Below are 12230 nucleotides of genomic sequence, written 5' to 3' on the forward strand. Positions count from 1 at the left end.
TCCACGAACCATTCCAACTGAGCCGTTCGAATCGAGCAGTTCAAACTGAGCAAAAGGAATGCAATGAGATCTCCATGGAGGAATTGGGGCCTGCTGAGGCTTGGCCCCCAGGGAGTGCCGCCTCGGATTGGCCATCCGCCGCGCCGGGCGCCGTCGGGCTTCGGCGCGGGAGCCAGGATCGCAGCCGCGGGAGCCAGCGCCGCGCTCGTCGCAGCCGTGGTCCTCACGACTGCCCCGGGGGCCGGCGCGGACTCCTCGCCCGTCGACCCGGGCAATCCGGCGACTCCCGTGACTGTGACCGCAGATGCCCTGCCCACGGTGCAGATCGACGGCGTCGTCTGGCAGCAGGCGATCATCGGGGACACGGTGTACGCGGTGGGCAAGTTCAACACCGCCCGGCCCGCCGGGGCGGCGGCCGGATCGCAGACGGCGTCGCGGAAGAACATCCTGGCGTTCAGCCTCAGCACCGGCAAGCTGATCACCACGTTCAACGCCTCCCTCAACGCCCAGGGACTGGCCGTGGCGGCATCCCCTGACGGCAGCCGGCTCTACGTCGGCGGCGACTTCACCTCGGTGAACGGAACGGCCGCCAGCCGGGTCGTCGCGCTCAACCCGCGGACCGGCGCCACCATCTCCGGCTGGGCCCCGAAGCTGTCGGCCACCGTCAGGGCGATCGTGGCCACATCCGACACGGTCTACCTGGGCGGAATGTTCAGTGCCGTGGGATCCACCTCGCGGTCGAAGCTGGCGGCAGTGCGTGCTTCCGACGGCGGATTGCTGGCGTGGAAGCCCAACGCCGCAGGCGGGCGCGTGAATGCGCTCGTCATGGCGCCGGACAGCAGCAAGCTCGTCGCCGGAGGTGCCTTCACCACCCTGAACGGCAAGAACAGGCCCGGCTTCGGCCTGGGCGCCGTGAACGCCACCACCGGCGCCAGCCTGGCCACCCCGGTGAACGACGTTGTCCGGAATGCCGGCAGCAACGCGGCCATCACGTCGCTGTCCAGCGATGGCAGCAACTGGTACGGCACGGCCTACATCCTCGGTACCAACGGCGGAACGGGAAACCTCGAGGGATCGTTCTCGGCGAACTGGTCCAACCTGGGCATCAAGTGGATCGACGACTGCCACGGCGACTCGTACAGCGTTTTCGCCAACAACACGGCGGTGTACAAAGCCAGCCATTCGCACTACTGCCTGAACCTGAAGGGCTTCCCCGAGACGACGCCCAAGTCCTGGCACCGGGCACTGGCCTACAGCAAGGCGGCCACCGGGACCTTGACCAAGGACACACAGGGGTTCCCGAGCTTTACGGGCAGGCCGGCGCCATCGCTGCTGACGTGGTTCCCGGAGATGGACACGGGAACGGCCACCGGACAGAGCCAAGGCCCGTGGACGGTGACCGGCAACAACAGTTACGTGGTGATGGGCGGCGAGTTCAAGAAGGTCAACCTCAAGGGCCAGCAGGGACTGGTCCGCTTCGCGGTCCGCTCCATCGCCCCGAACAACGAAGGGCCGGTGTCATCCTCGTCCCCCATCAATCCGGCGCTGACGTCGCCGTCGGCGGGCAAGATCCGGGTCCGCTGGCAGTCGAACTGGGACCGGGACAACACCAACCTGACGTACAAGGTGTACCGCGACGGCGTGGTGGTGAACACCCAATCCAAGTCCACAACGTTCTGGAACAGGCCCACGATGGAGTACACGGACACGGTCACCCCCGGGAGCACACACCAGTACCGGATCGTGAGCAGCGATGCATTTGGCAACACCAGGTCCTCCGCGACCCTGGGCCTGAAGGCGAAGTAGGCCTGGCCACGGAGGGATGTTGCTGACTCGGTTGAGGAGATAGCAGCACCCGTTTACGGAAAAGGACCGCACGGAAAAGGGCGCACAGAAGAGGGCCGGATCCATTCAAGGATCCGGCCCTCTTCCATCGGGGAGCTACCGTCAGCTGGAGAATCTAGCCATTGTAGCGGATACCGCCGGTCTTGCCCTCGATGAGGAGTGCAAGGTTGTCTGCCCAGCGGTTGGTCTCCAGGCCGGGCGTCGTGCTGGCCGCACGGCTGATGATCCGGACGGGGTACTTCGAGCCGCTGCCGAAGTCGAACTGGTTGCGGCCGAGGTTGTTGCCCGCAACAGTCACCGTGATGTTCGCGTACTTGCCGTTGTCGATGTTGATGGATGTCTGGCCGTCATCCACCCAGTTCTTCTCCACCACGACGTTGGCGAGCTTGGCGACATTCTGCTGGAGCATGATTCCGATGCCCGCGTGGTTGCCGCGCGGGTTCGGACCGCTGCCGGGACCCGGGTTGGAGTTGGCGACGACGGTGTTGCCGGCGATGCGGATGTTCTCGCCACCCTGCACCTGGATTCCATCGTTGTGCGTGCCGTTGCTATGTGCCGGGTCGTTGGACCAGTACGTCAGCGAGTGGATGTAGTTGCCTTCGGCCGTCACGTTGGCCGTGGCCGGGCCGCCGGGCCGGTTGAAGATGCCGAGGCCGTCGTTGGTGCCCTGGATGTGGTTCCGCTTGGCCGTGTAGTCGTGGCCCACGATGCCGTCCCGGTAGTAGGACGGGCTGTCCGGAATGATCGTGTTGTCCTGGATGACCAGGTTGGCAACCGCGGCGCTGTTGGCGTCGACGACGCCGGTGTTGGACCCCGGGATTCCCTTGCCGCCGTGCAGTTTGCTGTTCTTGATGGTCACGTTCTTGGCGCGGACCTTGATGTCGCCGTAGATCTCCAGGCCGTCCAGGACAGTGCCGTCCTGGCTGATGACCAGGTCTGCGCCGGAGGTGTTGTGCGGCTTCAGTGCGGTGCCGGCAGCCACGCCGCTGGTGGCGGCGGAGGGCTGGTAGGTGCCGACGGCCAGGGCTGCACGGGCGGCGGGGGCCGTGGAGGCCGTCGTCGCGGCGACGTTGCCCTGCGGCTGGATGGCGATGGCGGGCTGGACGGCCGGCGCCGGTGCGGCAGGGGCAGCCGGTGCGGCAGGGGCAGCCGGTGCGGCGGCATCAGCGGGAGCCTGCGGTGTGGCTGCAGCAGTGCCGGGCGTGTCAACGGCTGCTGCCTTGGAGTCAGCAGCCGGGGCAGCAGCCTTCGCTTCGCTCGTGGAGGCCTGGGCGCCGGTGTCCGACGTCGCGCCGGGCGCTTCCTGGGCCGCAAGCTGTCCGCAGCCGGTCAGCGTGAGGGCTGCGACGGTGAGGGCCGCGACGCTCAAGTAGCCTGCGCGGATGTTGTTGTTCGGGGGGCCAATGGCCATAGTGTCTCAACCTTTTGAATCTCGTGTTCCGGGCACAGGGAATTGCACAGAGACATAACGGGGTGGCGTGCGGCCTGGGGCCTGGTCTGCCAGCGGCACTGAAGCCGAATCGGTATGTTGCATTGTGCGGTGTCAGCGCAGTACCTGGTGCCTGAGACCTAGGCATGGGCGAACCCGTGGTAGCTGCAAAGCTGACGATTCCGTGGGTATCCCCGACCCCGGCTAATGAGTCCCCACGCTATCCGAGGCCCCAGAGGGTTGCAAATTGGTAACGGCAGCATATGTCGCATTGCAGCTTGATAACATTCGGGCGTGTCGCTTGAGACACGCCCGAGAATCCCGCGTTATTGCAGGGATTTTTCGACCCCGCGAAATGCGGACTTAACTGCTCGTAAACTTAATTTCGGCGGTACTCGCTGTATACGTAACCGAAGGCCCCGGAAGCCATACCGAGGCCCCGCGCGGCCGTCCTCAGGCCCATCGCCTTCTGCGCCTCCGAGCCAGTCGCCAGACCGGCCGCTAGCCGGGCGGAACCGCCCAGCAGGCGGAGCGACCCGGCCGCCAGCGACACGCCGCGGGCCGTCAGGCGGCCGGCGGCGTTGTTGCTGAGCTCAAGGCTGACCCGGGTGGCTGAGTTCCCGCTCCGCAGGGCGCGCCGCAGGACCCAGCTGCGGGTGAGCCGGGACGCCGGAACCCGGTCCACCACCACTGCCTCGTCGCACCACAGCATGGTTCCCCCGCGCTGCACGAGCTGCCGGGTAAAGAGCGTATCCGAGCCGCCGCTGAGGCCGAAACGCTCATCGAAGCACAGCTGCAGCTCCCTGATCTGGCGGAGGTCCAGGAGTAGGTTGTTCGTGGCCGCCACATCCAGCCGGGAGCCGGTGGGCAGCCTGCGGCGCCGGAAGAACCGGCCCGCCTCAATCCACGGTTCCGGCTCGTATTCGTACTCACTGATGACGGGGCCGACGACGGCGGCGGCGCCGGACGAGCGCTGCAGCTCCAGCAGCCGGGCGAGCCAGCGCTCGGAGGGTATTTCGTCGTCGTCAATGAAGACAAGCAGTTCGCTGGTGCCGGCCTCGGCCAAGGCGCGGTTCCGCGCGGCGGCAATTCCGGGTTTCGGTTCGTGGACATAACGGACCGTTCCGGCTGGCAGCGTGCGTGCGAACTGCTCCACGACCTGCCGGGCGCTGGCCGCGGGATCGTTGTCGATTACCAGGACGATGGCAGCAGCGCCCGCGGCGCCGGCCCCGTCGCGGGCTCCGGCCTGGGCAGCGAGGCGGGGCAGTGCGAGGGCGATGTCCTCCGGCCGCCGGTAGGTCAGCACCGCGATGACGATGCCGCCGGCTGCCGGCCCGGGCCTGCGCTCAAGTCCGCGATCCACGCCATGTCCGGGGCCGGGTCCCGTTCCGTGGTCAAGTCCGGGTGTAGGTCCCTGCCCGTGTCCCGGCCCGTGTCCGCCGGAGGAGAAATCGTCGTCAGTCATTGGTTCCCTCTGCCCTCTTGTCCCGCTTGTCCGGTTGCCCGGCCGGTCGCTTGTCCCGTTGCCGGCGGCTCGTCCGGCCGAAAAGTGCCATCGCCTGGTCCACATAGCCGAGCAGCATCCTGCGGTGGAAGAGCCACAGCGCAGCGAGGGCCAGGACGATGAAGATCGCCAGCCCGCCGAACAAATGCCACAGGCTGTGAACCTCCGCGAGGGACCACACCCAGTAGCCGGCAGCGCCCCACAGTGCCGAGTGCACGGCCGGCAGGATCGACAAGAGCTGGGACTTCGCCGTCACGCCGGTAAGCCGGGTCTGGATCCGAAGCAGTACGGGGGTGAGGACAAAGCCGGCCGCGGCGTAGCCCACAGCGACTCCGAACACGCCGAACTGCAGCCCGACTACGATGCCGCCGACCTGCACGACGGCGGCCAGGATTTCATACCGGATGATGAGCGAACTCTGGCCCAGGCCCTTCATCAGGGACGGCGTCACGTAGAAGACCGTCTCGCGGGCACCGCCGATGGCGAGGACGCTGACCAGCGCCGCGGCGGGCATCCACTCGGGGCCGAGGACCAGGTTCACGAGCTCAGGAGCTGCGCAGGCCACAAATGTCATCAAGGGGATGGAAGCGACTGCCAGGATCCGGGTGGCAGCCACCAGATTGGCGGCCACGAGATCGCGGCGGTCAGCGGACCGGGCAAAGGCCGGAAACATGACCCGGTTGACCGTCTGGCCGATCAGCTGCACCGGCACCACCAGAATCCGATAGGCCATGCCGTAGAGGGACAGGGCGGAGACACCGAGCACACGGCCCACCAGGATGTTGTCCACGTTGCGGGAGAAATAGGCCAGGCAGTCCGTGGCGAACACGCTGATGCTGAACTTCAATAGCGGCACCACCGCGCGGAAGCCGAAGTTCGGCAGTGGCCCCCGGCTCGCCGCCAGCAGCATGGCGCTGCAGACGAGGTCGGTGGCAACCACCTGGTACACCATGGACCAGGGACCGGCGCCGGCCAGGGCCGCGCCGATGCCGGCGGCACTGCCCGCGGCAGCTGCCGCAATATCGGCGGCTCCCACCTTGTGCAGCTGTAACTCGCGGGACAACATTGCCCGTGGTGTGATCGCAAGGGCTTTGAGCGGGATGGCGAATGCCAGCACCCGAAGGATCGGTTCGAGTTCCCCCACCCGGAAAAAACCGGACACCCACGGTGCGGCAAACCAGGTGGCGGCAGCGAGCAGGCCTGCCACCAGGAGGTTCAGTGCGGCAGTGGCGCCGGCCATGCGGCGGGTGACGTCCGCACGCTGGATCAGCGCGGCGGACAGGCCCTGGTCAAGCAGCAGCGCGACCAGGCTGATGTAGACGGTTGCAGCGGCGATGACTCCGTAGCTCTCGGGTCCCAGAATCCGGGCGAGCACCACCGCGCAGACGATCTGGAATCCCTGCCGCGCCAGGACCGCACCGAAGCTCCACCGGACGCCGCGGGCCGTCTTGCGGGCCGTCCCGCCGGGTGGCTGGCCGTCCTGCCCGGAACCGTCCTGCCCGGAACCGTCCTGCCCGGAAGAGCCTTTGGCAGGATGGCTCGGCCCGGACACGTCGCCGCCGGCTCCCGACGTCGCCTCGCCGGCACGGCCGGCGGCGTTGCCTGTCACCGCCGCCTGCCGGCAGCGTCGGCCAGGTGGCCGGCCATCAGCTTCCCGTAGTGCTCCGGGCTGTGCCGGAGTTCCGCCACGGCCGAATCGAGCTGGGCCTTCGCCCGGTAATCTTGCCAGCCGGCCGAGACGCCGGCCAGCGCCGCGGCGAGCCGGGCGCTATCCCCGGGTTCGACGAATTGCGCCGAACCGTACCCGGCGGCCGCCTCGCGGAGCCCGGAGGTGTTGCTGACCACCACCGGTCTGGAGGCCAGCACAGCCTCCACCGCTGTGTTGCCGAACGGCTCGTCGAGCCTCGACGGCACCACCACGACGTCGGACCCGGCAAGGAACGGCCAGACATCGTCCTGGAAGCCGTGAAAGGTCACTTGCCCCTCCGCACCGTTGGCCGCCACCTGTTCGCGGAGTCCGGTCTCGTAGTCCTCATAGCCGGGGAATACGGCCCCCACAACGTCCAGCCGCGCCTCGACGCCGTCCCGGCGCAGCCTAAGGAGTGCGTCGATGGCGACGTCTACCCCCTTGCGGTGCGAGAGCCTGCCGATGTAGAGAATCCGGAGCCCGCCGTCGAGTCCGTCCCGCGGCGGCACAGGCCTGGCGGGTCCGCGGACTCCGTTGTATAGGACGGTGGCCCGGCCACGCAGTGCCGGGAGCGCATCGGCCAGGGTATCGGCGCTGAACTGGCTGTTGGTCAGGATGCCGCTGGACAGTAGGAGGGGCAGGACCAGGGCGGCACGCAGGGCTCGGGAGGCATTTGCCTCGGCCTCGTGCACATGCGTCACCACCGGAATACCGGCCAGCCGCCCGACGACGGTCCAAAGCGGAACCGTGATGGTGTTGGCCATGATGACGTCCGGCCGGGCGCCGCGGACCACTCCAAGGCTGCGGAGCAGGCCGTGAACGGAGCCAGCCGCCAGCCGCAGCATCCCCGGGGCTGTCAACATGCTCTTTCGCAGGACCGGTGTGGGGGAGAGGACCACCGCCGCCCCGCGGCGTTCGAGTTCCGGGATGAGAGGGCCCGACGCCGGAAGCGTCACCAGGACGCGGGCGCCTGACTGGACCAGGCCCTCGATGGTTTCCAGCAGGACCCGGTCTGAGCCGTAGAGGTCGGCACTGGGATGTGCCACGAGTACCGAGAAGTGCTGCCCAGCATTGTTCATCATGCCCCCATGGATCCGTGACCGCGGCGGAAAATCACCCAGCGGCTGGGGTCAGCGGAACTGCTGCGCGCAGAATCTTAGATCCCGCCACTAAAACGAGTCGCTGAGACCTTTGGATCCGCCCTGGCTTAGGGCAAGACTACGGCCGGCTTCCCGGTTTGGCTAGGATTCGCAAGTCCCATCCTGGCGGCGGGCAAACACGGGTTGCGAAAAGGCTTCCTTAAGGAAGTTTTGCAGTAAATAATGGGGCTTCAGGGGACCATGAAATACCGTGCCGGTGCAGGCATGGCGTGGAAGCCGCATGGGGGTTCCATTGGAGCTAGCAGAATACGGACGCGCGATCGTGCGTGGCTGGTGGATCGTGCTCTTGTGTATGGTGGTCGGTTTCGCCGCCGCGGCGTTCGTCACCGCCCGGACACCGCCGGTCTATCAGAGCAGCATCAAGTTCTATGTGGTCTCGGCACAGGGCCAGGGACAGTCGGCGCTCCAGGCCCTCGAACTCTCCCGCGGACGGATCGCCGGGTTCGCCGGCCTCGCTAAGAGCGATAAGTTCGCCGAGGTGCTCGCCCGGAACAGCAACACGGGCCTGCCGGCCAGCGAAATCTCCGAAAGCATCAGCGCCACCGGGGACCAGGCGACGCTGATGCTCTCCATCGTGGTCAGCCTGCCGGATCAGTCCAGGGCCCTGGCGGTCGCCCGGACGATTGTCGACAACCTCGGGACCGCGGTGAGCGAGGTGGAGGCCGCCCGGACGGCGTCGGGCAGCGGACAGACGGTCCTGAACCTGGTGGGCGGGCCCACCGTGGAAACTGTGCCGGTGTCACCCCGCGTCGGCTTGAACCTCGCGCTCGGGACGCTTCTGGGCTTCGGCGCCGGCGTGGTGATTGCCGTCTCGCGCCGGCTGATCGACAAGACGCTCCGGACTGCCGAGCAGGTGGAGGAGGCATCCGGACTTCCGCTGCTCGCACGGATCCCCCTCAGTGCCGACGCCCGAAAGGCTACCCGGATTCTTGAACAGCGCCAGGTCTCCCTTCTGGACGAGGCCGGCCGCCGGCTCCGGACGAACATCGATCACTTTCCCGATATGCCGGCTTCCGGCGTTGTCGCCGTCACCTCGGCACGGGTAGGGGAAGGCAAATCCAGCGTTGCGCTCGTGCTGGCCCGGGCCTGGGCGGAGGCCGGTGAACGAGTCCTGCTGGTGGAAGGTGACCTCCGCACCCCGCGGCTCGCGGCGGAACTGGCCCTCGCCAACGTACTGGGGCTCGCGGATGTCCTGGCCGGCCGCACCACGCTGGCCAATGTCATCCAGCCGACCGTACACGAGAGCCTCCAGATCGTCGCCGCCGGCACGGTTCCGGCCAACCCCACGGAACTTCTGCGAAGCCGGGCTGCGGCCGCGACGCTGGGGGAGATGCGGGCAAAGTACAGCCGGGTGATCGTCGATGCACCGGCCATGCAGCCCTACAGCGATGCGGCACTGCTGGCGGCCAAGGCGGACTGCACCGTCCTCGTGGTCATGCACCAGCGGGTGACACCTGTGCTGCTGAAGGCGGCCCTACGGAACCTCGACCTGGTCAACAGCAAGGTCGCCGGGGTGGTGCTCAATGCCCTACCCGCGCGGCTCTCGGAAGCCTACAAGCAGCCATCCGAACGATTCCGGGCCCAGGAGCAGGCAACCGACTGGGCGCCGCTTGACATGCCCTCGGAGCCTCCTGTCCCGCACGCCGCTCCCCGGCGGTGACGGGTGAGCCGCCACGACAGCGCAGCTGAACTAAGCCCCGCTCCGGGCATGGTGGTCTGAATGCAGCTGGCACTCTGGATCGGACTATGCCTGCTGGCCGCCTTCCTGCTCCGGACCCGGGCCAGGGTGCCGATCGGGGCCGTCCTGTGCCTGTGGATGCTGGTGCCCGCGGTGGGCACCTCGCTCATCACCGGAGTGAGCTTTGGGCCGTTGTCGTTCCACGCCGCAACGTGGCTTGTGCTATCGATCTTTCTGATCCGGATGCTCCACGACCCGTGGAGCGTCCAGGCGGCGCTCGCCCGGCATTTCTTCCTTTTCCTCACCCTTGGGGTGGTGATGACGGCAGCCTTCCTGGCCACGGCGATGTCGAGCACCGGCGGGGGGATCGTGCTGCTGGTGGACCAGATCGTGGTCCCGGTGCTGTTCTGCCTGCTCCTGCTGGCGGAAGCCGGCAGGGCCGGGGGACTCGTGTCAATGCTCCGCACGGTGGTGCTGACCCTCGTGGCACTCGTCTGTCTCATCGCGATCGCCCAGTGGCTGACGCACAGCTTCCTGTTCTACGAATTTGGCTACAGCAACGTGTACTGGTTCGGCCGGGACTCCGGCCGCTGGATGGCCACCCTGGACCAGCCGCTGGCCTTGTCCCTCGCCATATCACTCGCGGCGCCCCTCGTGGCCGGGCTGAAGCAGGCCTGGCTCCAGGCGTTGATGCTTGTCCTGATGGTCGTCGGTGTCCTCATCACGCAGTCCCGCGTGGGGCTGGCCTCGCTGGCCGTGACAGTGGCCGCGACGCTGCTGCTGGCCAGAATGCGCGCCTGGATCAAGGTGGCGATGGTGGTGGGGGCCGCCGCGGCCGCCGCCGGGATCATGGTCTCCCCCCTCGTTGCGGGGGTGGCGGCGAGGGTTGTCGATGACTCCGGTTCCGCGCAGGCACGCAGCCTGGCCCTCGAGTACTTCCTCAGCCGCTGGAATGCCTACGCATTGGCCGGTGACGGCATTGGCTCCAGCTACCGGCTGGCCACCCAGGTGGGGCTTGAGACCAGCTTCGAGAACCCCATCCTGATGTACAGCATTGACTTCGGCATCGTCTTCGCCCTGCTCTATTTCGGTTCGATGGCCGTGATCGTGATCCGTAAGGGTCCCAGGAACGGCTACAAGGGCCTGATGCTGGCCGGAATCATGGCCGTCATCATCCCGCAGACCTACAGCTCACTTGCCACCCGCTCCGCGGCCGGAATCCTCGTTTGGACGGTGCTCGCCATGGTCATCATCGCCGGGGACGAGGTGCAGGATCGCGCCCGCGGGCAGCGTGCCCGGCAGGCGCACGACGAGGCAGCCGCGGCGGACGCCTCCCGACCACTCGATGCCCTGACCCCGGCCGGGCCCGCAGGCTGACAATGATCGCCCGCCGGCAGTTCCTGGGGCTTGCTGCAGCCGGGGCCTTGCTTGGCGTAAACGGGTGCTCGGTGTGTCCCGGATCCTTCGGAGTCACCGCCCGGCGCAGCCCCGGATTCCTTCCGGCGGCCACCGCAGCCCGGTCCTTTGTAACCGAGGGAGCCGTCGCGGCGCCCGGCGCCACCGGCCCCTTCAGCATCGGGGAGCTGCTCTCGGCGCCGTCGTTCTTCATCGCCCACCGTGGCTCGGGGGACAACTGGCCCGAGCACACCATGCTCGCCTACACCGAGTCGGCGGCGGCCGGGCTGAAGGCGATCGAGGTGTCCGTCTCGTCCACGAGCGACGGTGTGCTGGTCTGCCACCACGACCTGAACACCAAGCGGCTGACGGGGATCGATCTGACCATCGCCAGGGCGTCCTACGCGGCCCTGGAGTCGCTGCGCAACGACGCGCGGGCCTGGCTCGGGCCTGCCACGCCCCTGGCGCCGATCCCACTTCTCAGCGAAGTCCTGGGCCGGTTCGCCGGCAGCCATGTGATCTTCCTCGAAGACAAACAGGGAACCAATGCGGACCGGATACTCAGGCTGCTGGAAGGCTATCCGGCGGCGCGGGAACACATCGTGTGGAAACAGCCGGCGGCGTCGTCCGCCCACGCCGAGGCTGCGGCCAGCGGCTACACCACCTGGGGCTACCTCACCACGGCGGACCATAACAGGATCGCCGAGCTCATCCCGCTCGTGGATATGCTGGGGATCCACCACACGGCGCCGGAGGACAAGATCCGCGAACTCGTGGACTCCGGTAAGCCGGTCATCGCGTGGGAGGTGCACCGGCGAAGCGAGCATACGCGGTTGCGGGAACTGGGGGTCCGGGGGTTCATCTGCTCCAATGTCCGCCACGTCCTGCACCAGGCAGCGCCGCGCGGCGAGGACCGTTTTGCCGAGGGGCTGCGCGGCACCGGCGACCTGCCCTGGCAGGCGGACGGCGTGTGGTATGAGCAGCCGGCCTTCGTGGACGGCGCCGTCCGGATCGCCAGCCCGGAGCGGTCCGGGTACGGGCTTGGATCCATGGCAGAAGCCGTCGATTCCCCGGATTGGGAGCTTGAGTTCGAGCTGTGCTGGCCCGAGGCGCTGCCCCCGGGCCAGCCTGGGGCGGGGGTGGGCTTCGGGCAGGACACGGACGCGCCTTACCGGGCAGGACCCGGCGGGCCGGTGGCCGGCTACCATTTCGATTTCGGGGCAGACGGCACGATGAGGCTGTACCGCCAGGACAGCGGCGGGCCGGCCCCGGTCCTGTTGGGGTCCGCCGGAAGTCCGCCGCCGGCGCCGCGGGAATGGGTGAAGTTCGTCGTTTCGGTCACGCCGTGGAATGTCGCCGTCCGGCGGGTGGGCGGCAAAGCGGCCGCACGGACCGTCCTTGCTGGGGACACCCGGTACGGCGGGCGGTGGTTCTCCCTGCTGAAGAATTACGACGCCGGCCCGCCGCTTGAGTTCCGCGGCGTACGGCTCCGTGCGGTGGCCGCTAAGAACGACTGCCAGAACGTGGGATAA

8 protein-coding genes are annotated in these 12230 nt (G+C 67.8%); 4 read left to right on the forward strand and 4 right to left on the reverse strand.

Going from position 1 to position 12230, the window contains the following annotated elements; all coding sequences use genetic code 11:
- The first annotated feature begins 114 nt into the window (after window positions 1-114).
- Window positions 115-1806, forward strand: a complete 1692-nt coding sequence (locus tag ACZYZE_RS14050) for a hypothetical protein (protein WP_463908284.1) — start codon at window positions 115-117, stop codon at window positions 1804-1806.
- Between the two features lie 154 nt (window positions 1807-1960).
- Here ACZYZE_RS14050 and ACZYZE_RS14055 read toward each other — a convergent pair whose 3' ends face one another.
- The 4 genes from ACZYZE_RS14055 to ACZYZE_RS14070 form a co-directional block, all read right to left on the reverse strand.
- Entirely contained in the window at window positions 1961-3256 is a 1296-nt protein-coding gene (locus tag ACZYZE_RS14055; protein ID WP_463908286.1) for a right-handed parallel beta-helix repeat-containing protein, read from the reverse strand.
- Between the two features lie 397 nt (window positions 3257-3653).
- The gene (locus tag ACZYZE_RS14060; RefSeq protein ID WP_463908288.1) at window positions 3654-4739 is read right to left on the reverse strand and encodes a glycosyltransferase family 2 protein; all 1086 of its coding nucleotides are present in this window, start codon (window positions 4737-4739) and stop codon (window positions 3654-3656) included.
- Window positions 4732-6387 (reverse strand): lipopolysaccharide biosynthesis protein, encoded by a 1656-nt coding sequence (locus ACZYZE_RS14065; RefSeq protein WP_463908290.1) that lies wholly within the window; start codon window positions 6385-6387, stop codon window positions 4732-4734. The genes ACZYZE_RS14060 and ACZYZE_RS14065 overlap by 8 nt, the downstream gene beginning before the upstream one ends.
- Window positions 6384-7547 carry a glycosyltransferase gene (locus tag ACZYZE_RS14070; RefSeq protein ID WP_463908292.1) on the reverse strand — a complete coding sequence of 388 codons (1164 nt, stop codon included), beginning with the start codon at window positions 7545-7547 and terminating at the stop codon, window positions 6384-6386. Before ACZYZE_RS14070 ends, ACZYZE_RS14065 begins: the two co-directional genes overlap by 4 nt.
- Before the next feature lie 310 nt (window positions 7548-7857).
- On the opposite strand from ACZYZE_RS14070, the gene ACZYZE_RS14075 reads away from it, so the two are divergent.
- The 3 genes from ACZYZE_RS14075 (at window position 7858) to ACZYZE_RS14085 (ending at window position 12230) form a co-directional block, all read left to right on the forward strand.
- Window positions 7858-9285 carry a tyrosine-protein kinase domain-containing protein gene (locus ACZYZE_RS14075; protein ID WP_463908294.1) on the forward strand — a complete coding sequence of 476 codons (1428 nt, stop codon included), beginning with the start codon at window positions 7858-7860 and terminating at the stop codon, window positions 9283-9285.
- 60 nt (window positions 9286-9345) lie between these two features.
- A complete protein-coding gene (locus tag ACZYZE_RS14080; protein WP_463908296.1) occupies window positions 9346-10680 on the forward strand; it encodes a hypothetical protein in 1335 nt (444 codons plus the stop codon).
- 71 nt (window positions 10681-10751) lie between these two features.
- Window positions 10752-12230, forward strand: coding sequence for a glycerophosphodiester phosphodiesterase (locus tag ACZYZE_RS14085; protein ID WP_463908298.1), 1479 nt, complete (start codon window positions 10752-10754; stop codon window positions 12228-12230).

The sequence above is a fragment of the Pseudarthrobacter woesei genome (genome assembly GCF_055412745.1).

Coding starts and splice junctions, on each gene's coding strand:
- ACZYZE_RS14055 (WP_463908286.1), bottom strand. CDS start 3,256: ATGGCCATTGGCCCCCCGAACAACAACATCCGCGCAGGCTACTTGAGC.
- ACZYZE_RS14060 (WP_463908288.1), bottom strand. CDS start 4,739: ATGACTGACGACGATTTCTCCTCCGGCGGACACGGGCCGGGACACGGG.
- ACZYZE_RS14070 (WP_463908292.1), bottom strand. CDS start 7,547: ATGATGAACAATGCTGGGCAGCACTTCTCGGTACTCGTGGCACATCCC.
- ACZYZE_RS14080 (WP_463908296.1), top strand. CDS start 9,346: ATGCAGCTGGCACTCTGGATCGGACTATGCCTGCTGGCCGCCTTCCTG.